This window comes from Nocardioides aquaticus (assembly GCF_018459925.1).
Classification (GTDB): Bacteria; Actinomycetota; Actinomycetes; order Propionibacteriales; family Nocardioidaceae; genus Nocardioides; species Nocardioides aquaticus.
Genome location: NZ_CP075371.1, coordinates 3,377,291 through 3,396,360, shown reverse-complemented (window position 1 = coordinate 3,396,360; position 19,070 = coordinate 3,377,291). Strand labels below are relative to the sequence as shown.

Annotated in this window: 19 protein-coding genes; 13 read left to right on the top strand and 6 right to left on the bottom strand. The window is 73.5% G+C overall.

Annotated features, from left to right (window positions below):
* The first annotated feature begins 1 nt into the window (after position 1).
* The 8 genes from ENKNEFLB_RS22690 (at position 2) to secA (ending at position 10,126) form a co-directional block, all read left to right on the top strand.
* Positions 2-364, top strand: coding sequence for a hypothetical protein (locus ENKNEFLB_RS22690; protein ID WP_246535609.1), 363 nt, complete (start codon positions 2-4; stop codon positions 362-364).
* A gap of 262 nt (positions 365-626) precedes the next feature.
* The gene (mtrB, locus tag ENKNEFLB_RS22685; RefSeq protein WP_246535608.1) at positions 627-1,646 is read left to right on the top strand and encodes an MtrAB system histidine kinase MtrB; all 1,020 of its coding nucleotides are present in this window, start codon (positions 627-629) and stop codon (positions 1,644-1,646) included.
* Complete coding sequence (locus ENKNEFLB_RS16395) at positions 1,643-3,469, top strand: LpqB family beta-propeller domain-containing protein (RefSeq protein ID WP_214056368.1); 1,827 nt, start codon at positions 1,643-1,645, stop codon at positions 3,467-3,469. Before mtrB ends, ENKNEFLB_RS16395 begins: the two co-directional genes overlap by 4 nt.
* A 7-nt stretch (positions 3,470-3,476) precedes the next feature.
* Positions 3,477-4,259: a ComF family protein gene (locus ENKNEFLB_RS16390; protein WP_246535607.1), complete on the top strand. Its 783-nt coding sequence runs from the start codon at positions 3,477-3,479 to the stop codon at positions 4,257-4,259.
* Between the two features lie 379 nt (positions 4,260-4,638).
* Positions 4,639-5,277, top strand: a complete 639-nt coding sequence (gene hpf, locus ENKNEFLB_RS16385; protein WP_214056367.1) for a ribosome hibernation-promoting factor, HPF/YfiA family — start codon at positions 4,639-4,641, stop codon at positions 5,275-5,277.
* 65 nt (positions 5,278-5,342) lie between these two features.
* The gene (locus ENKNEFLB_RS16380) at positions 5,343-6,035 is read left to right on the top strand and encodes a response regulator (protein ID WP_246535606.1); all 693 of its coding nucleotides are present in this window, start codon (positions 5,343-5,345) and stop codon (positions 6,033-6,035) included.
* 3 nt (positions 6,036-6,038) lie between these two features.
* Entirely contained in the window at positions 6,039-7,262 is a 1,224-nt protein-coding gene (locus ENKNEFLB_RS16375; RefSeq protein ID WP_214056366.1) for a winged helix-turn-helix domain-containing protein, read from the top strand.
* Between the two features lie 56 nt (positions 7,263-7,318).
* Complete coding sequence (secA, locus tag ENKNEFLB_RS16370) at positions 7,319-10,126, top strand: preprotein translocase subunit SecA (RefSeq protein ID WP_214056365.1); 2,808 nt, start codon at positions 7,319-7,321, stop codon at positions 10,124-10,126.
* Between the two features lie 13 nt (positions 10,127-10,139).
* Here the strand turns inward: secA and ENKNEFLB_RS16365 are convergent, their stop codons facing one another.
* Both ENKNEFLB_RS16365 and ENKNEFLB_RS16360 read right to left on the bottom strand, forming a co-directional pair.
* On the bottom strand, positions 10,140-10,613 hold the full coding sequence (locus ENKNEFLB_RS16365) for an Rv3235 family protein (RefSeq protein WP_214056364.1): 474 nt from the start codon (positions 10,611-10,613) through the stop codon (positions 10,140-10,142).
* Between the two features lie 33 nt (positions 10,614-10,646).
* Positions 10,647-11,444 (bottom strand): LysM peptidoglycan-binding domain-containing protein, encoded by a 798-nt coding sequence (locus tag ENKNEFLB_RS16360; RefSeq protein WP_214056363.1) that lies wholly within the window; start codon positions 11,442-11,444, stop codon positions 10,647-10,649.
* Between the two features lie 105 nt (positions 11,445-11,549).
* Between ENKNEFLB_RS16360 and ENKNEFLB_RS16355 the strand changes: the two genes are divergently transcribed.
* Positions 11,550-12,113, top strand: coding sequence for a hypothetical protein (locus tag ENKNEFLB_RS16355; protein WP_214056362.1), 564 nt, complete (start codon positions 11,550-11,552; stop codon positions 12,111-12,113).
* A 59-nt stretch (positions 12,114-12,172) separates the two neighbouring features.
* Here the strand turns inward: ENKNEFLB_RS16355 and ENKNEFLB_RS16350 are convergent, their stop codons facing one another.
* From ENKNEFLB_RS16350 to ENKNEFLB_RS16335, 4 genes are read right to left on the bottom strand one after another with little or no spacing between them, the layout of a single operon-like run.
* Positions 12,173-12,499: a sec-independent translocase gene (locus tag ENKNEFLB_RS16350; RefSeq protein WP_214056361.1), complete on the bottom strand. Its 327-nt coding sequence runs from the start codon at positions 12,497-12,499 to the stop codon at positions 12,173-12,175.
* Positions 12,500-12,501: 2 nt separating this feature from the next.
* Positions 12,502-13,698: an Mrp/NBP35 family ATP-binding protein gene (locus tag ENKNEFLB_RS16345; protein WP_214056360.1), complete on the bottom strand. Its 1,197-nt coding sequence runs from the start codon at positions 13,696-13,698 to the stop codon at positions 12,502-12,504.
* A gap of 25 nt (positions 13,699-13,723) precedes the next feature.
* Complete coding sequence (locus ENKNEFLB_RS16340) at positions 13,724-14,302, bottom strand: DUF1003 domain-containing protein (protein WP_214056359.1); 579 nt, start codon at positions 14,300-14,302, stop codon at positions 13,724-13,726.
* Complete coding sequence (locus tag ENKNEFLB_RS16335) at positions 14,295-15,602, bottom strand: magnesium transporter MgtE N-terminal domain-containing protein (RefSeq protein WP_214056358.1); 1,308 nt, start codon at positions 15,600-15,602, stop codon at positions 14,295-14,297. Before ENKNEFLB_RS16335 ends, ENKNEFLB_RS16340 begins: the two co-directional genes overlap by 8 nt.
* Before the next feature lie 125 nt (positions 15,603-15,727).
* Here ENKNEFLB_RS16335 and ENKNEFLB_RS16330 point away from each other — a divergent pair, with 125 nt between their 5' ends.
* The 4 genes from ENKNEFLB_RS16330 (at position 15,728) to ENKNEFLB_RS16315 (ending at position 19,069) form a co-directional block, all read left to right on the top strand.
* Positions 15,728-16,162, top strand: coding sequence for a hypothetical protein (locus ENKNEFLB_RS16330; RefSeq protein ID WP_214056357.1), 435 nt, complete (start codon positions 15,728-15,730; stop codon positions 16,160-16,162).
* A 151-nt stretch (positions 16,163-16,313) separates the two neighbouring features.
* A complete protein-coding gene (locus ENKNEFLB_RS16325; protein WP_214056356.1) occupies positions 16,314-17,039 on the top strand; it encodes a phospholipase D-like domain-containing protein in 726 nt (241 codons plus the stop codon).
* Positions 16,922-17,620, top strand: a complete 699-nt coding sequence (locus tag ENKNEFLB_RS16320) for a hypothetical protein (protein WP_214056355.1) — start codon at positions 16,922-16,924, stop codon at positions 17,618-17,620. Before ENKNEFLB_RS16325 ends, ENKNEFLB_RS16320 begins: the two co-directional genes overlap by 118 nt.
* A gap of 141 nt (positions 17,621-17,761) precedes the next feature.
* Positions 17,762-19,069: a phospholipase D-like domain-containing protein gene (locus tag ENKNEFLB_RS16315; RefSeq protein ID WP_214056354.1), complete on the top strand. Its 1,308-nt coding sequence runs from the start codon at positions 17,762-17,764 to the stop codon at positions 19,067-19,069.
* Position 19,070 lies beyond the last annotated feature (1 nt).

Genomic DNA, 19,070 nt, shown 5'->3' with positions numbered 1-19,070 from the left:
GGTGCCGCCGGCGCTCCCGACCGGTTCCACCGCCGGGCTGCGCCGCTGGCTGACCTTCTGGCGGCGCTCGATCCAGGCCCGGGTGGTGGTCAGCACCCTGCTGCTCTCCGCGGTCGTGGTGGGCGTGGTCGGCTGGCTGCTGCTCCAGCAGACCCGCGACGGGCTGCTCGACAACCGCGTCGACGTGGTCGTGGCCGAGGCCGGCGACGAGACCACCGAGGCCGAGGCCCGCCTGGGCGCGGCCAGCGGGACCGAGAACAACTCCGTGCGCCAGCAGCGTGAGCTCGCCGACCAGCTGATCTCGCGCGGGGACACCCGCGGGTTCGCGGTCGTCCTGGCCGGGCCCGTCGGGGGCCCGACCTGATCGACGGCGGCGCCGAGTACAGCCCCGGGCTCGAGCTGGACAGCGTCCCCGCCTCCCTGCAGGAGCACTTCTCCACCGTCGCCGCGACGGCCTGGACCTACACCTCGATCCGGACGACCGACGAGGAGGGCGCGGCCAGCACGCGGCCGGGAGTCGTGGTCGGCTCCCAGGTCAGGCTGCCCTCCGACGGCAACACCTACACCGTGTACTACCTGTTCCCCTCGCCGAGCAGAGCGAGACCCTGGCCCTGGTCACCCGGGCGATGCTCACGGCCGGGCTGCTGCTGATGGTGCTGGTCGCCGGGGTCACCCTGCTGGTGACCCGTCAGGTGGTGACGCCGGTACGCCTGGCGCGCCAGGTCGCGGAGCGGCTCGCGGCCGGACAGCTGCAGGAGCGGCTGCGGGTGCGGGGCGAGGACGACATCGCCCGGCTGGCGACCTCGTTCAACCAGATGGCCAGCAACCTGCAGCGCCAGATCCGCCAGCTCGAGGAGCTCAGCCGGGTGCAGCGCCGGTTCGTGGCCGACGTGTCGCACGAGCTGCGCACGCCGCTGACCACCGTCCGGATGGCCGGGGACCTGCTCCACGACGCGCGGGGGTCCTTCGAGCCGGCCACCGCCCGGGCCGCAGAGCTGCTGCAGACCGAGCTGGACCGCTTCGAGACGCTGCTCAGCGACCTGCTGGAGATCAGCCGGTTCGACGCCGGCGCCGCGGTGCTCGACGCCGAGGACGTCGACCTGGTCGAGGCCGCGCAGCGGGTGGTCGAGTCGACCCGCGCCCTGGCCGAGCAGCGCGGGGTCCGGGTCGAGGTGCTCCCGGCCGACGGGCGCTGCGTGGCCGAGGCCGACGTGCGCCGGGTCGAGCGGGTGCTGCGCAACCTGGTCTCGAACGCCATCGACCACGCCGACGCCACGCGTGCCGGCGCGGGCGTCGAGATCCGGGTGGCCGCCGACGCCGACGGGGCGGCGGTCACGGTCCGCGACCACGGGGTCGGCCTGGCGCCGGGGGAGGCCTCGATGGTCTTCAACCGGTTCTGGCGCGCCGACCCCGCGCGGGCGCGCACCAGCGGGGGGACCGGCCTCGGGCTCTCGATCGCCCTGGAGGACGCGCACCTGCACGGCGGGTGGTTGCAGGCCTGGGGGCGCCCGGGCCAGGGCGCCCAGTTCCGTCTCACGCTCCCGCGCCGCGTCGGGGCCGCTCTCCGGCACAGCCCGCTGCCCCTCGCGCCGGTGGACGCCGAGCCCACCACCGACGACGCACCGCTGGCGGGGGCGTCGTCGTGACCGGCCCCCGGACCGGCCCCCGGACCGGCCCCCGGACCGGCCGCAGCCCCCTGCGCTCCCACCCGCCGGCCCGGCGGGTGGCGGTGGTGGCCGCGGTGCTGCTGGTGCTCGGCCTCGCGGCCGGCTGCATGCAGATGCCGGCCAGCGGGCCCGTGGTGGAGACCGACACCGCCTCCGGGAGCGGCGACGGCCGCGCGACCGCGATCGATCCCGTGCCGCCGCAGCCCGGGGCCTCGGCGATCCAGGTGGCCCAGGGCTTCCTGGAGGCGATGACCGCCACCCCGATCCGCAGCAGCGTCGCCCAGCAGTACCTCGCCGAGGACGCCCGCACCAGCTGGGACCCGGACGCCTCGACGATCATCTACACCGACTCGATGGCACCGGTCAGCGTGCCCGGCGGGGCGGCGATCGCCCTCACCTCCGCCGAGCGCCTCGACGACCGGGGCGCGTGGGTCGGGGACCTCGGCCCGAGGGCCTCGACCCTGCGGCTGCGGATGGTGATGGAGGACGGGGAGTTCCGGATCGCCGACCCGCCCGACGCCCTGGTCGTCCCGGCCTCCTGGTTCGAGCAGCGCTTCCGCAGCGTCTCGCTCTACTTCTTCGACCGCACCGGGCAGGTGCTGGTGCCCGAGTCCGTCTTCGTGCCCCGCGGCGAGCAGCTGGCCAGCAACCTGGTCAACGGCCTCCTGGCCGGCCCGGCGGGAGCCGCGCGGCTCGCGACCCGGTCCTTCCTGCCCGACGGGCTCGGTCTCGGGCTGTCGGTGCCGATCGACGACGACGGGGTCGCCGACGTCGAGCTGACCGGCGACGCGCCCGTGCGCTCGGCGGACGCCAACGCGCTGATGCTGGCCCAGCTGGCCTGGACGATGCGCCAGGACAGCTCGATCGCCGCGATCCGGGTCAGCATCGGCGGGGTCCCGGTGCCGCTGCCGGGCGGCGTGTCGGCCTACTCGGTGGAGGGGGGTGCGCCGTACGACCCGACCGGCTACCAGAGCAGCGACCTGCTCTACGGCCTCGACCGGGCCGGCCTGCTCGTCTCCGGCTCGCCCGGCGACCTGGAGCGGGTGTCCGGCCCGTTGGGCCAGGACGCCTTCGGTGTGCGCTCGGTGGCCGTGGACCTCGCGGGCGCGACGGCGGCCGCGGTCGGCGGCGACGGCACGTCGGTGCTCCAGGCGCCGGTCCGCGAGGGGGAGGACCAGGGACAGGTGCAGGAGGTGGTCAGCGGCGCCACCGACCTGCTGACGCCGAGCTGGGACGTCGCCGGGCGGCTGTGGCTGGTGGACCGGACCGCCGACGGCGCGCGGGTGCTGCACGTCGACGAGGTCGGGTCCGGGCAGCCGCGCGAGGTGCGGGTGCCCGGGGTCACCGGCCGCGACGTCGTGGACGTCCTGGTCTCGCGCGACGCCACCCGGCTGGTCGCCGTGGTCCGTGGGGCACGCTCCGACCGGCTGCAGACCGCACGGATCCTGGTGACCGACCAGGGCCGGGTCCGCGGCGCGGTCGCCGACACCCGGATCGTGTCGGAGGACGGAGGGCGGCTGCGGGTGCGTGACCTGGCGTGGACGTCCCCGACCACGGCCTCGCTGCTGAGCACGGTGCGCGACGATCTCGTCGAGGTGCGGACCATCACCGTCGACGGGGCACCCAGCGGTCTGTCGACGCTGTCGACGACGGTCCGCGGGCCCGTGCGCGGGCTCGCCGGCAGCCCGGTGGTCGACCAGCCCACCTACGCCGTGGGCCGCTCGCGCCTGGTCGACGTCAGCTCCGGCGGCGAGGTCGCGGTGACCGGGGTCGTCCTGCGCTCCCTCGGCTACGCCGGCTGACCCCGCCGTGCACCCCGCCGTGCACCCCGCCGTGCACCCCGCCGTCCTGGACGCCGCCCTCGACCTGGTGGCGGGGTCGACCTGCGTGGGCTGCGCGGCCCCCGGCCGGCCGTGGTGCCCGCGGTGCGCGGCCGCCCCGGACCCGCACCCGTGGTGCTGCTGGCCGGACCCGCCACCGGAGGGGCTGGTGCCGCCGTGGGCGGCCACGCCGTACGCCGGTGCCGTGCGGGACGCCGTCCTCGCCCACAAGGAGCGACGCGTGCTGGCGCTGGCCGCCCCGCTGGGCGGGTGGCTGGCCCTCGCCGTCGCCGCCGCCCTGCGGGAGGGACCGGCGCCGGGGGGACCCTGCCCGGCGCCGGTCGTCCTCGTGCCCGTGCCGTCGCGACGCGCCGGCGTCCGGGCGCGCGGTCACGACGCCACCGCACGGATGACCCGGGCGGCCGCGACCGGGCTGCGCCCGGCCCTCGGCGCGCCGGTCGTCGTCGCCCCGTTGCTGCGCCTGCGCCCCGGGGTGCTGGACCAGTCCGGCCTCACCGCGTCGGCCCGGGCCGCGAACCTCGCCGGCTCGATGGCCTGCGACGCCCGCCGCCTCGCCCGTCTCGCGCGCCGCGTGGGCCGGGCGCGGGTGGTGGTCTGCGACGACGTCGTGACCACCGGTGCCACGGTCCGGGAGGCGCAGCGCGCCCTCGAGGCCAGCGGGGTGCCGGTGCTCGCGGTGGCGGCTGTCGCTGCGACGACCCTGCGACGAAATGGGCCCTCCGACCTTTCGCCCGCCCCGGCCACCCACTAACGTCTCGTCATGGAGTCCGCCCGGGTCCGTGGTTGCGCCGACGTCGCGCCCACCAGGGCGCGAGAACGGCAAGCCGATGCCAGTCGCAGGCGAAACGGTCCACGTAAGTCCCGCCGGGGCGTGCCCCGACCGGGACGATCACGGTGCGGCTTAGAGGTAAGTCCTGCCCCGTGCCACCGGTCAGACACCGGTGTCCGCGGGAGACGGCCAGTAGTGGCGCCAGAGATGGCAGACGAGCTGCGAACGCTGCCGCAGGCGGTTGTGGGGTCGAAGACCAGGTCGGCCGGGCGGGCTCCTCCGCACCACCGGAAGCACACGTCACACCCCCACCCGGTCGGTGCCCCCGCCGACCGGTGTCCTACGAGTGCAGGAGGTCCCCATGGAGGTCGTCGTCACCGGACGCCACTGCGAGCTGAGTGATCGGTTCCGCAGCCACGCCGAGGAGAAGCTGGCACGTCTCGAGAAGCACGACCATCGCATCATCCGGGTGCACGTGGAGGTCGACTGCGAGGCCAACCCCCGCCAGCACGACCGCAGCACCCACGTCGAGCTCACCGCCTTCTCCAAGGGCCCGGTGATCCGGGCGGAGGCGGCCGCGGACCACGAGATGGGCGCCCTGGACCTCGCGCTGGACAAGATGGCCGAGCAGATGCGGCGCGCCTCGGACCGGCGCCGCGTGCACCGGGGTCGTCGCACCCCGGTCTCGGTCGGTCAGGCGCTGGCCGACGTCCCGATCGACGCCGACCTGCTCGCCGCGGGCGAGGACGAGACCGCCGACGACACGGCGCGCGAGCACCGGGTCGGCCCGATCGAGGTCACCGGCGACGGACCGCTCGTGGTGCGCGAGAAGTCGCACCCGGCGACCCCGATGACGTTGGACCAGGCGCTCTACGAGATGGAGCTGGTGGGCCACGACTTCTACCTCTTCGTCGACAAGGAGTCCGAGCGTCCCGCGGTGGTCTACCGGCGACGGGGCTACGACTACGGGGTGATCGCGCTCGACCTCGTCGAGGAGTAGCCGCACCCACCGACGACGGGGCGTGGCCGGAGGGCCACGCCCCGTCGTCGTGCGATGATGCCGACGTGGTCGCCCCCAGCTCGCCTGCCTCCGCCGCGCCGGAGCCCGTACGCGTGATCGTGGTCGACGACCAGGAGCTCTTCCGCCGTGGGCTGACCATGCTGCTCGCCGTCGAGGACGGCCTCGAGGTCGTCGGCGAGGCCGGCGACGGCGACCAGGGCATCGCGCTGGCGATCAGCACCGCGCCCGACGTGGTGCTGCTCGACGTGCGGATGCCGCGCCGCTCGGGGATCGAGGCCTGCCTGGCGATCAAGGAGTCCGTGCCGACGACCAAGATCATCATGCTGACGGTCTCCGACGAGGAGAGCGACCTCTACGAGGCGGTCAAGAGCGGGGCGTCGGGCTACCTGCTGAAGGACTCCTCCATCGAGGAGGTCGCCCAGGCCGTCCGGGTGGTGGTCGAGGGCCAGTCGCTGATCAGCCCGTCCATGGCGGTCAAGCTGATCGACGAGTTCAAGCAGATGTCGCGTCCCGACCGCCGCACCGCGGCCAACCTGCGGCTCACCGACCGCGAGATGGACGTGCTCCGCCTGGTGGCGCTCGGGCTGAACAACCGCGAGGTGGCGCGCCGGCTGACGATCAGCGAGAACACCGTGAAGAACCACGTGCGCAACATCCTCGAGAAGCTCCAGCTCCACTCCCGGATGGAGGCCGTCATGTACGCCTTCAAGGAGAAGCTGCTCGAGCTGCCCAGCTGACCCGTGCTCTCGCTCTCGACCGCCCAGGCGCGCCGGGTCGCGCTGGCCGCCCAGGGCTTCTGCGACCCGGCCCACGCCGCGCCGACGATGCGCACCCTGGACCGCGCGGTGGCCCGGACCGGCGTCCTGCAGGTGGACTCGGTCAACGTGCTGGCACGCGCGCACTACATGCCGCTCTACGCGCGGATGGGGCCGTACGACACCGACCTCCTGGGCCGCGCCGCCGAGAGGTCGCCACGGCACCTGGTCGAGTACTGGGCGCACGTGCAGGCGCTGATGCCGGTCGGGCTGTGGCCGGCGATGGCGCACCGTCGCGACCACTACCGCGCCCGGCGCGGGAAGTGGACGGTGCTCGAGGAGGGCACGGACCTGGAGCGTGCCCTGCTCGCCGAGATCGCCGACCGCGGAGCCTCGACGGCCCGCGAGCTCGACGACGGGCTGCCCCGGAGCCGGGAGCACTGGGGCTGGAACTGGTCGCGCGCGCGCCAGGTCCTGGACTACCTCTACCTGGTCGGGGACCTCGCGATCGCCGGGCGCACCGGCTCGTTCGAGGTGCTCTACGACCTCCCGGAGCGGGTGCTGCCGCGGGACGTGCTGGAGGCGCCCACGCCGTCGGTCGCCGACCAGCACCTCGAGCTGGTGCGGCGCGCGGCCCGCTCGCACGGCGTCGCCACGCTGCCGTGCCTGCGGGACTACTACCGCCTGCCGCGGCTGGACCAGGTGCGCCCGGCGGTCGAGGTGCTGGTCGAGACCGGCGAGCTCGAGCCGGTGCGGGTCGAGGGCTGGGACCGCCCGGCCTGGCTGCACCGCGACGCCCGCCGCGCCCGCCGGGTGACCGCACGGACGCTGCTCAGCCCGTTCGACCCGGTGGTGTGGGAGCGCGAGCGCGCCGAGCGGCTGTTCGGCTTCCACTACCGGATCGAGATCTACGTCCCGGCCGCCGAGCGACGCTTCGGCTACTACGTGCTGCCGTTCCTGCTCGGCGACCAGATCGTGGCCCGGGTGGACCTCAAGGCCGACCGGGCCGCCGGGGTGCTGCGGGTGCCCGGTGCCTTCGCCGAGGACGGTGCGCCGGCCGGCACGGCCGAGGAGCTGGCCGCCGAGCTGGTGCGCCTGGCCGGGTGGCTGGGGCTGGCCGAGGTCCGGGTGGGGGAGCGCGGCGACCTGGCCGCACCGCTGTCCGGGGCGCTGGCCGCGGGTTGGGGTGGCGCTCGCCCCCCTGGGTAGCATGGGAAGGCCGACGCGCGACGTCGTCGGCCCCCGATCCTAGGAGTCGCAGCACCGTGCCCGTCATCATCGACAAGCTGCTCCGCCTCGGCGAGGGCAAGATCGTGCGCCGCCTCGAGACCGTGGCCGCCGCCGTCAACGCCATCGAGGACGACTTCGTCGCGATGAGCGACGCCGAGCTGCAGGGCATGACCGACGAGCTGCGTGCGCGCTACGCGGACGGCGAGAGCCTCGACGACCTGATGCCCGAGGCCTTCGCGACCGTGCGGGAGGCGGCCCGGCGCGTCCTGGGCCAGCGGCACTTCGACGTGCAGGTGATGGGCGGGGCCGCGCTGCACCTGGGCAACATCGCCGAGATGAAGACCGGTGAGGGCAAGACGCTGGTCTCCACGCTGCCGGCCTACCTCAACGCGTTGACCGGCCAGGGCGTCCACGTGGTCACCGTCAACGACTACCTGGCGAAGTTCCAGTCCGAGATGATGGGCCGCGTCCACCACTTCCTGGGGCTGTCCGTCGGCGTGATCCTGCCGTCGATGCGGCCGGCCGAGCGGCGCGAGGCGTACGCCTGCGACATCACCTACGGCACCAACAACGAGCTGGGCTTCGACTACCTGCGCGACAACATGGCCGGCTCGCTCGAGGAGTGCGTCCAGCGGGGTCACCACTTCGCCGTGGTGGACGAGGTCGACTCCATCCTCATCGACGAGGCGCGGACGCCACTGATCATCTCCGGGCCCACCCAGGACGAGGTCAAGTGGTACGGTGAGTTCGCCAAGATCGTCGCCAAGCTCGACCGCGACACCGACTACGAGGTCGACGAGAAGAAGCGCACCATCTCGGTGCTGGGCCCCGGCATCACCAAGGTCGAGGACCACCTGGGCATCGAGAACCTCTACGAGTCGGCCAACACGCCGCTGATCTCCTTCCTGAACAACGGGATCAAGGCCAAGGAGCTGTTCCGCAACGACAAGGAGTACGTCGTCATCGACGGCGAGGTGCTCATCGTCGACGAGCACACCGGCCGCATGCTCGCCGGGCGCCGCTACAACGACGGCCTGCACCAGGCGATCGAGGCCAAGGAGGGCGTCCGGGTCCGCGAGGAGTACCAGACGCTGGCCACGGTCACCCTCCAGAACTTCTTCCGGCTCTACTCGACGTTGTCCGGGATGACCGGCACGGCGATGACCGAGGCCAGTGAGTTCGACAAGACCTACGGCCTCGGCGTCGTGCCGATCCCGACCAACCGCCCGATGCGGCGCGAGGACCAGGCGGACCTCGTCTACCGCACCGAGGCCGCGAAGTACGAGGCCGTGGCCGACGACATCGAGGAGCGCAACCGCGCGGGCCAGCCGGTCCTCGTGGGCACCGTCTCGGTCGAGAAGTCCGAGCTCCTGTCGCGGCTGCTGGTCAAGCGCGGCATCGCGCACAACGTGCTGAACGCCAAGGTGCACGCCGACGAGGCCAAGATCGTGGCGCAGGCCGGGCACCGCGGCGCGGTCACGGTGGCCACCAACATGGCCGGTCGCGGGACCGACATCATGCTCGGCGGGTCCGTGGAGTTCCTCGCCGACGAGGAGCTGCGCCGCCGTGGCCTCGAGCCGGTCGGCGAGACCGCTGACGAGTACGAGGCCGCCTGGCCCGAGACCCTGGAGCGCCTCAAGACCCAGGTCGCGGCCGAGCACGACCAGGTCCGCGAGCTCGGCGGTCTCTACGTCGTCGGCACCGAGCGCCACGAGTCCCGGCGCATCGACAACCAGCTCCGTGGACGGTCCGGCCGCCAGGGCGACCCCGGTGAGTCCCGGTTCTACCTGTCCCTCGAGGACGAGCTGATGCGGTTGTTCAAGTCCGAGTGGGTCGACCGCGTGCTGACCATGATGAAGATCCCCGACGACGTTCCGATCGAGAACAAGCGCGTGACCAGCGCGATCGCCAACGCGCAGGGCCAGGTCGAGTCGCAGAACTTCGAGTCCCGCAAGAACGTCCTCAAGTACGACGACGTGATGGACCGCCAGCGGCGGGTCATCTACACCGAGCGTCGCGAGGTGCTCGAGGGCGCCGACCTGCAGGAGCAGGTCAGCGGGTTCCTCGACGACGTCGTGGAGGGCACCGTGCGCGGCTCGGCCCAGCAGTTCTCCGAGGAGTGGGACCTCGAGCAGCTGTGGACCGACCTGAACCAGATCTGGCCGGTCGGCGTGAGCATCGCCGAGGTCGAGCAGCAGGCCGGCAGCCGCGCCGACCTCGACGTCGACGAGGTCGTCACCCTGCTCAAGGCCGACGCCCACGCGGCGTACGACGCCCGCACCGCCGAGGTCGGCGACGAGGTGATGCGCGAGCTCGAGCGTCGGGTGCTGCTCTCGGTGCTCGACCGCAAGTGGCGCGAGCACCTCTACGAGATGGACTACCTGCGCGAGGGCATCTACCTGCGCGCCTACTCGCAGCGCGACCCGCTGGTCGAGTACCAGCGCGAGGGCTACGACATGTTCACCGCGATGATGGACGGCATCAAGGAGGAGGCCGTCGGCTTCCTGTTCAACCTCGAGGTCACCGTCGAGGAGGAGCCCGAGTCCGTGCTGGTCGCCCCCGACGGGGCCGACGCCGAGGTCGACGACGAGCCGATGCGTCGGGAGGTGCCGACGATCCGGGCCAAGGGCCTGGAGCGGCCCACCCAGCCCCAGGGCCTGTCCTACACCGCGCCCAGCGAGGACGGCGAGGCCGAGGTGCGCGCCGAGGGCGAGGTGGGCGACGACGAGTTCGCCGGCACGACCCGCAACGCCCTGTGCCCCTGCGGCTCGGGCAAGAAGTTCAAGCGCTGCCACGGCGCGGCGGGCGGACCGACCGGTCTGACCGCGCGCGCCAACGGCTGAGCGCGGCCCGCGCTCAGGAGAAGTCGAGGGCGGTGCAGACCCAGCGTCCGCGCCGCCGCTCGAACCGGGTGGCCACGGCCCGCGACCGCGGGCCGTGGGCGGCGTGCACGCCGGCCTCGACCACGCCCTCGGCGATCACGCAGGTGTGCACGCTGAGCACCCTCGGTCGTACCGGCTGGACCCGGGCGACGCCGGGGGTGTGACCGCCGGCGTGGGCCACCAGCCAGGCGCGGCGCTGCAGGTCGGAAAGGACCTCGCCGTCGACCCAGCGCACCAGCTGGCTGGCCGGGCGGTCGCCCCCGACGATCTCGAGCGCCGCCTGCACCACACGGCGTGCCCACGCCTCGACGGTCCGCGAGCCGTCGTCACCGGGCGGCACGGCCGCGACCGGCGGTGGCTCGCGCCGGGGGACCAGGGCCAGGGCGAGCGTGCCCTGGACCCCGACCATCGGCACGGGTGGGCGGAGCGGGACGACTGTCGAGGACATGGCGGTCTCCTTCGGGCGGTCGGGGTGGGCGGGTCAGGGACGGTCGAGGTCGAGCTGCTGGCCGGGGAGGACCAGGTCCGGGTCGGGGCCGATCCGCCCGGCGTTCGCGGCGTAGATCTCCTGCCAGCGCGCCGCCACGGCGGCGTCGTCGACGGGGCCCCCGGCGGAGCGCAGCTGGGCCTCCGCGATCGCCCACAGGGAGTCGCCCGGCACGACCCGCACGGTCGTGAGCGGCGCCGGGGGAGGTCCCGGGGTCGGGGTCCCGGACCCCGTCGCGGCGCGAGGGGGCAGGGCACGAGGGGTCGTCGACCTCGACCCCTGCTCGTGGGTGCGGGGTGCCTCACCGGCGACGCGGTCGGGCAGCGGCAGCCCGCGTGGCCCGGTGCTCGGCAGGTCGCCCGTCGCGGCGGGCAGGGCCAGGGCCGCGATCGGGTCCGTGCCGGCGCCGCCGGCGCCGCCGGTCCCGCCGGCAGCCAGCGCCGGAACGGCCGGTGCGGCGACCAGGACGCCGCCGCACGCCGCCAGGACGGCACGACGCAGCCACGGCGGCAGTCCGGCCGGTGCCGGCAGGTGCGCAGGGTCGGCCCCGGGAGCGGCAGCCACGACCAGGCGCAGGACGCCGGCCCACCAGCAGCCGCCCGCGACCAGGGCGGCCAGCGCGCACAGCGGGACCAGCAGCTCCTCGAACGAGGCGGAGCGCCAGGACCAGCCCTGGACGCCGGAGCGCACCGCGACCAGCTCGGGCAGCGCGAGGGCGGCGACCAGCAGCACGGCCAGGGTGGCCGCGACGACGACGGCCGCCCTCCGGGCGAGGTGCGGGGGAGGCGTCATCGGGTGCTCCAATGCGTGCGGTTGCGTCCGTTTGGATCAGACAACGCCTGTTCGACCCGGTCGTCAACCGGCCCTCCACAGCGGCCGCTCTGGCAGGCTGGCGCCATGGGCACAGACGAGCACCTGCTCGACCTCTTCGACGAGCTGGAGGGTCGGGCGGAGACGCTCTACGACGCCGACCGGGCGCCCGAGATCGCCGACCGGAGCCGCGCCGAGTACCGCGCGGTGACGCTGGCCAGCCGGCTGATGGCCTCCCTCGGGGACCCGGTGGTGGTCCGCGTGGTCGGGGTCGGGCCGGTGGCCGGCACCCTGGAGCGGGTCGGCGACGGCTGGTTCCTGCTGCGCGGCGCCGCGCAGGACTGGGCGGTGCCGCTCGTCGCGGTGCAGTCGGTCACCGGGTCCTCAGCGCGCTCGGTGCCCGAGGTGGCCTGGCCGCGGGTGGCCGCGCTGGGCCTGGCCGCCTTCCTGCGCCGGCTGGCCGAGGAGGGCCACCCGTGCGTGCTGCACCTGCGCGACGGGGGACGTCACGAGGGCACCCTGCTGCGGGTCGGGGCGGACTTCGTCGAGCTGCAGGAGGGCGCCGACGCGGCCCGCCGCTGCCTGGTCGCCCTGGTCGCTCTCGCCGCCGCCCAGGTCCGCCGAGATGACGCTTCCGGACAGCCGAGATGACGCTCCCGGACACCCGAGATGACGCTCCCGGACACTCCGGGGCACCTGGTGGTCGAGCCTCAGGTGGCCTCGGTGTCGTACGGCGGGACCTCGCCCTCGGCCAGCGTGCGCTGCGCGGTCCGGGCGCGCCGCTCCTCCTCGTCGGCCTCCTCCATCGCCTCGAGGATGTGCTTGCGCACGACCGCGCGCGGGTCGAGGTCGCGCAGCTCGAGGTCGGAGTAGGCCGGGCCGAGCTCGGTGCGGAGCTCGTCGCGCGCGTTGTTGGCCAGGTTGCGACCCTTGCGGATCAGCTGGCCGGCCTGCTTGGCCAGGTCGGGGAGCTTGTCGGGTCCGAAGACGACGATCGCGACGAAGGCGATGACGACGAGCTCCAGGAACCCAGGCACGCCTAGACCTTAGCGGTGGGGCTCAGGCCGAGCTGACGCCCGGCCAGGCCGCGGCCACGTCGGCCCAGTGCGTCGGCCACCCCACGCAGCGCCAGCGCGGACGGCGAGGTGGGGTCGGCCTCGATCACGGGCTTGCCCACGTCGCCACCCTCGCGCAGCGAGAGGTCGAGCGGGATCCGGCCGAGGACCGGGACGTCGTAGCCGAAGCGGGACGACAGGGTGGCGGCGACGCGGTCGCCGCCGCCCGAGCCGAACACCTCCAGCCGGTGGTCCTGCTCGGGGGTGCAGTGCGGGCACGGCAGGAAGGACATGTTCTCCACGACGCCGATGACGCGCTGGTGCATCATCGAGGCCATCGTCCCGGCGCGCTCGGCGACCTCGGCGGCGGCCTCCTGAGGCGTGGTCACCACGATCACCTCGGCCCCGGGCAGGTGCTGGCCCAACGAGATGGCCACGTCGCCGGTGCCGGGCGGGAGGTCGAGCAGCAGCACGTCCAGGTCGCCCCAGTACACGTCGGAGAGCATCTGCACGAGCGCCCGGTCGAGCATCGGGCCGCGCCAGGCCACGACCTGGTCGCGGCGCGGCTTGAGCATCCCGATCGAGATCACCGAGACGCCGCTGGGGGTGGGGACCGGCATGATCAGGTCCTCGACCTGGGTCGGGCGGGCGTCGGCCAGGCCGAGCATGGCGGGCACGGAGTGGCCGTAGACGTCGGCGTCGACGATCCCGACCCGCTGGCCCTGCGCGGCCAGGGCGAGGGCCAGGTTGACCGTCACCGAGGACTTGCCGACGCCGCCCTTGCCGCTGGCGATCGCGTAGACCTTGGTCAGCGACCCGGGCTGGGCGAAGGGGATCTCGCGCTGGGCCTGGCCGCCGCGCAGGTGCGTCTGCAGGCCCTCGCGCTGCTCGGGGGTCATCACGCCGAGCTCGAGCGCGACCCCGGCGACGCCGTCGACCCGGCCGACGGCCTCGGTGACCTCGGTGGTGATGGTGTCCTTCATCGGGCACCCGGACACGGTGAGGAGGACCGTGATCCGCGCGGTCCCGTCCTCGTCCAGGGCGACCGAGTCGACCATGCCGAGCTCGGTGATCGGCTTCTTGATCTCGGGGTCGTCGACCGTTGCCAGTGCGGCGTGCACACGGTCGAGCACGGAGTCACCGGTCGCGTCGGCGGTCGGGCGGTCGGTGGGGGTGCTCATGGTCCCGAGTCTAGGAGACCGCGGGTCAGCCCCGGTGCCGGGCGCCGTCGTCGGGATCGTCACCCCGGCCGGTTCCCTGCTGCTCGTCGCGCCTGTCCTCGCGCCGGTCGTCGATCTCGGCCAGCAGCGAGCGCAGCTCGGAGCGCAGGAAGTCGCGGGTGGCGACCTCGCCGACCGCCATCCGCAGGGAGGCGACCTCGCGGGCGAGGAACTCCATGTCGGCGTGCCCGCGGGCGTTGGCCTGCCGGTCCTGCTCGCCGATGACCTTGTCGCGGGCCTCCTGCCGGTTCTGGGCCAACAGGATGAGGGGGGCGGCGTACGAGGCCTGGAGGCTGAGGATGAGGGTCAGGAAGATGAAGGGGTAGCCGTCCCAGCGGAGCGGCTCCGGCGCGAGGACGTTCCAGCTCACCCAGACCAGGACGAACAGCGTCATGTAGGCCAGGAAGGTCGCGGTGCCCATGAACCGCGCGAACGTCTCGGCGAAGACCCCGAAGGCGTCGGAGTCGTACGCAGGGCGCCGCACGAGCGCACGACGGTGGACCAGCGGGGTGTCCAGCCGCTCACGGTTCTCCCGCTGCGCGGGACGGGGCGGACGCTCAGCCACGCGACGCTCCCCGGGGAGGGGTGCTCGCCGCGCCGGTCACCAGGCCGGGCCGGCGTCCCGAGCGGGTGCCGCGGTCGCGCCAGTTCTCGGGCAGCAGGTGGTCGAGCAGGTCGTCGACGGTCACGACCCCGACCAGGTGGCCCCCGTCGTCGGTGACCGGGGCCGCGACCAGGTTGTAGAACGCCAGGTGCGCGGCGACCTCGTCGACCGAGGCCTCCGGCCGGACGTTCTCGAGGGTCTCGTCCATCGCCCCGGCGACCAGCGACGACGGCGGCTCGCGCAGCAGCCGCTGGAGGTGCGCCACGCCCAGGAACCGGCCGGTGGGCGTCTCGAGCGGCTGGCGGCAGACGTACACGCAGGCCGCCAGGCTGGGGGTCAGGTCGGGGTCGCGGACCAGGGCGAGCGCGTCGGCGACCGTGGCGTCCGGCCCCAGGATGACGGCCTCGGGCGTCATCATGGCGCCGGCGGTGTCGTCGACGTACGACATCAGCCGGCGCAGGTCCTTGGCCTCCTCGGGCTCCATCAGGTCCAGCAGGAGCTCGGCGGTCTCGGTCGGCAGCTCGTTGATGAGGTCGGCGGCGTCGTCGGGCGACATCTCCTCCAGCACGTCGGCGGCACGCTCGGTGCCGATCCGGCCGAGGATCTGCACCTGGTCCTCCTCGGACATCTCCTCCAGCACGTCGGCGAGCCGTTCGTCGTCGATCGCGGCGACGACGGCCAGCTGCCGGTCCTGGGGGAGGTCGTGGAGCACCGACGCGGCGTCGGCCGGCCGCATCTCGTTCAGCGCGTGCAACAGCTGCGTGGCCCCCTGGGAGTCCTCGCGACGGGTCAGGCCGGTGACCTCGTCCCACGCCACGACGTGGCTCTGCCCGCGACGGCGCAGCCCCTTGCCGGGCTCCTGGACCGCCACCCGGGACAGCACCCAGTCGCGGTTGCGGGCCTGCTCCATGGCCACGTCGTAGACGGTGCCGGTCACGCCGGTGCCCACGATGGTCACCGAGTGGTCGAGCATCTGGCCGATCACCAGCGTCTCGGTGGAGCGCTGCTCGAAGCGGCGCATGTTGAGCAGCCCGGTCGTGTAGACCTGCCCGCTGTCGATGTTGGTGACCCGGGTCATCGGCACGAAGATGCGGCGGCGGCCGAACACCTCGGCCACCAGTCCCAGCACCCGGGGCTGGCTGGTCTCGGAACGCAGCACGACCACGACGTCGCGCACCTTGCCCACCTGGTCGCCCTGGGGGTCGAAGATGGGCAGGCCGACGAGCCGTGCGGTGTAGACGCGGGTCGGTGTGCTGCTCATGCCATTCCTCGACGTCGGTGGTGGGGTGGCCGAGGCTACCGGTCGTCCCGGGCGTCCCCGGCCGGGCTCGCCCCGCCCCGGAGCGGGAGCGGGGCGAGCGGGCTCCGATCACCTACAGTGACGGCATGCATGGATTCGGACGGCTCGGGCTGTCGGGCGTTCCCGTCCTCCCGGCACTGCTCTGCGTCGTGCTGCTCGCAGGGTGCGGTCAGGACGGGGCGGACGAGGACCGGGCCGCCTCCGACCCCGCAGCCGGCAGCACGCCGAGCGAGCCGGCCGACGGCGGGACGGCGACGCCGTCGGCGCCGGCGGCGGACCCCGACGCACCGGACTGCGCCGAGGTGTGGGTCACCGGCGGCCCCATCCCGCGGAGCTACGCCGGGTGCAACGACGGCGACTCCTTCGTGGAGAGGCAGGCGCTGGGGTGCTCGTCGGGCCAGCGCCTGGTCACCTTCGACGACCGCTGGTACGGCGTGGTGGGCGGCCTCGTGCGCGAGGGGACCACTCCTCTCGAGCAGGACCGCGAGTACCGCGCGTCCGTCGCCAGCTGCCGCGCCTAGCGCCACCCCCGCCACCCCGGCGCCCACGACAGGGCCACAGCGCCCGGAACGACCCGCAGCACCCGTCCAGAGGACTTCTGGTCGGTGACATGGCAATGAACAGGATGGCGCCCGGGCACTCCCCCGGGACCGGGGCGCCGAAGGGATGACGATGATGGTCAAGAGATCGATCTGTGCCGTGGTGGCAGCGATGGCCGTGGTGCTGTCACTGATGGCCGGAGCCCCCGCCCAGGCAGGCAAGTACACCCCCAGGAGCGGGCCGACCTTCAACAGCGCGACCGGCAACGGGGCAGCGCAGCGCAGCATCGTCGACAAGATCGTCAAGACGATCCGTTCGACCCCGCGGGGCGCGCACATCCAGATCATGACCTGGAACTACGCGTCCCCGACCGCCACCGACGCGCTGCTCCGCGCCCAGAAGCGCGGCGTGAAGGTCAACGTGCTCATGGCCAAGGGCAACCTGACGCGGGTGGACAACCCCACCTTCAAGCGACTGCGGGCCGGCCTGGACCGGGGCAACCGCGGCCGCGACAAGGCCCGACGCAGCTGGGCCCGCACGTGCGTCCAGTCCTGCCGGGGCCGAGGTGGCGCGGCGCACGCGAAGTTCTACCTCTTCTCGCAGTCCGGTCGCGCGCGCAACGTCCTGATCCAGGGCTCGGCCAACCTGACCACGGCCGCGTCCAGCAACCAGTGGAACGACGTCCGCACCACCAGCGGCAGCAACAGCGGCTACGGCTTCGCGCGGGGGTCTTCGCGCAGATGGCCAAGGACAAGCCGGCCCGTCGCCCGTACACCAGCTGGCGGGGCGGGCCGGACCGCCTGGCCTTCTTCCCCATCGCAGGGCGCGGGTCGGCCGACCCGGTCGCAGGCCTGCTGAACAGGGTCCGCTGCCGCGGCGCGGCCAACACCGCCAGCGGCCGCACCCGGATCCTGGTGGCCCCCGACGCCATGCGCGAGGACCGGGGCATGGCGCTGGGCCGCAAGCTGCGCCGGCTGTGGGTCGACGGGTGCGACGTGCGCATCGGCTACACGGTGATGGGCATCGACGTCGGGCGGATGCTGCGCAAGCCCAGCCGCCGCGGGCCGGTCCCGCTGGTCCACCTGGTGCGCGACGGCAACGGCGACGGTCAGTTCGACGACTACTTCCACATGAAGGCCATGACGATCAAGGGCAACATGGGCGGCAACCGTCGCAGCACCGTGACGCTGAACGGGTCGGCGAACTTCTCCACCTCGGCCGCCCGGTCCGACGAGAACATCGGCATCTCCTCCCGCCAGGGGCTCACCCTGCGCTACGAGGAGCACCTCACCTACTGGTTCAACCAGTTCCGGGGAGGGTCCAACCGCTACGTCTACGGACGCCAGGCCAACGCCGACGGCCGGCTCGTCGACGGGTTCCTGTTCGGCACGGCCCCGGTCGACGGCGTGGACCCCTACGCCCTCGTCGAGCTCGACTGACCCGCCCGACCGCGTCGGCCCGGTGCGACCGCACCGGGCCGGCGTGCCGGCCGTTCGGCGAGCGAGCGCCCCTCCGGCGCCGGCCCGGGTAGCGTGACCGGTGCGCGGTCTCCCTCGCGCACCCCGAGGAAGGAACCACTCATGCAGCTCATGAAGCACGCCTCTGCCATCGCGGTCGCCGCGGTCGCCGGTCTCCTGGTGTCCCTCGTCGGCGTGCCGGCGGCCTCCGCCGACTACACGCCCAGGGACGGCATCACCTTCAACAACGCCTACGGCGACCGTGCTGCGCAGAACGCCATCCTGAGCAAGGTCTACCGGTCGATCCGGGCCACGCCGCGGGGGGCGCAGATCGACATCATGAGCTGGAACTTCAACTCCACGATCGCGGTCAGGACGCTGCTGGCCGCCCAGGAGCGCGGCGTGCGGGTGCGCCTGCTGCAGTCGCGGGGCAACGTCTCCGACGACGGACGCGACGACTACGCGAAGCTGCGCGCCGGTCTGCAGCGGGGCAACCAGACCGCGGACGTGCGCAGCTGGGCGCGCGCGTGCCGCCAGTCGTGCCGCGGCCGGGGCGGCGCCGCGCACGCGAAGTTCTTCCTGTTCTCCGAGACGGGCAACGCCGAGAAGGTCCTGATGCAGGGTTCGGCCAACCTCACCAGCACCTCGGGCAACAACCAGTGGAACGACGTCCAGACCTTCACCAACCGGCCCGGCCCGTACGACTTCGCCCTCGGCGTCTTCGAGCAGATGGCCCAGGACAAGGCGCTGGCGCGCCCGTACACCTCGTGGAGGTCGGGACGCGACCAGCTGGCCTTCTTCCCGGGGGCCGACCGCCGGTCGCCGGACCCGGTCATGCAGCTGCTCGACAAGGTCCGCTGCCAGGGCGCCACGAACACCGCCTCCGGCCGGACCAGGATCCGGATCGCCCCGGACGTGATGCGTGAGGACCGTGGGATGCGGCTGGCCCGCAAGGTCCGGTCGTTGTGGGTCGGCGGGTGCGACGTCCGCATCGGCTACACGGTGATGGGTCTCGACGTCGGCCGGATGCTGCGCCAGCCCAGCCGGCGCGGCCCCGTGCCGCTGGCCCACATGGTCCGTGACACCAACAACGACGGCCAGTTCGACGACTACTTCCACATGAAGTCGATGGCCGTCGTCGGCAACGTGGCGGGCAAGCGCAACGGGTACGCGACCCTGAACGGCTCCCAGAACTGGTCCGACGTGGCGGCCCGCTCCGACGAGAACATCGGGGTGACCTACCGGGCGGGCATCACCAAGCAGTACTCGGCGCACATCGACCGCTGGTACCGCTTCTTCGACCGGAACGGCGCGAACCGCTACAGCCAGGCCCGCCAGGCGCGGTCCGACGGGCGCATCGTGGACGGGTTCCTCTTCGGGACCGGGCCGATCGACGGCGTCGACCCCTACGCGAACCTCGAGATGGACTGAT

Excerpts from the sequence above, each read along its gene's own strand:
- ENKNEFLB_RS16335 (WP_214056358.1), bottom strand. The coding sequence starts at position 15,602 with ATGAGCAGCACACCGACCCGCGTCTACACCGCACGGCTCGTCGGCCTG.
- ENKNEFLB_RS16320 (WP_214056355.1), top strand. The coding sequence starts at position 16,922 with ATGGCCAAGGACAAGCCGGCCCGTCGCCCGTACACCAGCTGGCGGGGC.
- ENKNEFLB_RS16365 (WP_214056364.1), bottom strand. The coding sequence starts at position 10,613 with ATGTCCTCGACAGTCGTCCCGCTCCGCCCACCCGTGCCGATGGTCGGG.
- mtrB (WP_246535608.1), top strand. The coding sequence starts at position 627 with ATGCTCACGGCCGGGCTGCTGCTGATGGTGCTGGTCGCCGGGGTCACC.
- hpf (WP_214056367.1), top strand. The coding sequence starts at position 4,639 with ATGGAGGTCGTCGTCACCGGACGCCACTGCGAGCTGAGTGATCGGTTC.
- ENKNEFLB_RS16315 (WP_214056354.1), top strand. The coding sequence starts at position 17,762 with ATGCAGCTCATGAAGCACGCCTCTGCCATCGCGGTCGCCGCGGTCGCC.
- ENKNEFLB_RS16345 (WP_214056360.1), bottom strand. The coding sequence starts at position 13,698 with ATGAGCACCCCCACCGACCGCCCGACCGCCGACGCGACCGGTGACTCC.
- ENKNEFLB_RS16330 (WP_214056357.1), top strand. The coding sequence starts at position 15,728 with ATGCATGGATTCGGACGGCTCGGGCTGTCGGGCGTTCCCGTCCTCCCG.
- ENKNEFLB_RS16360 (WP_214056363.1), bottom strand. The coding sequence starts at position 11,444 with ATGACGCCTCCCCCGCACCTCGCCCGGAGGGCGGCCGTCGTCGTCGCG.
- ENKNEFLB_RS16355 (WP_214056362.1), top strand. The coding sequence starts at position 11,550 with ATGGGCACAGACGAGCACCTGCTCGACCTCTTCGACGAGCTGGAGGGT.
- ENKNEFLB_RS16325 (WP_214056356.1), top strand. The coding sequence starts at position 16,314 with ATGATGGTCAAGAGATCGATCTGTGCCGTGGTGGCAGCGATGGCCGTG.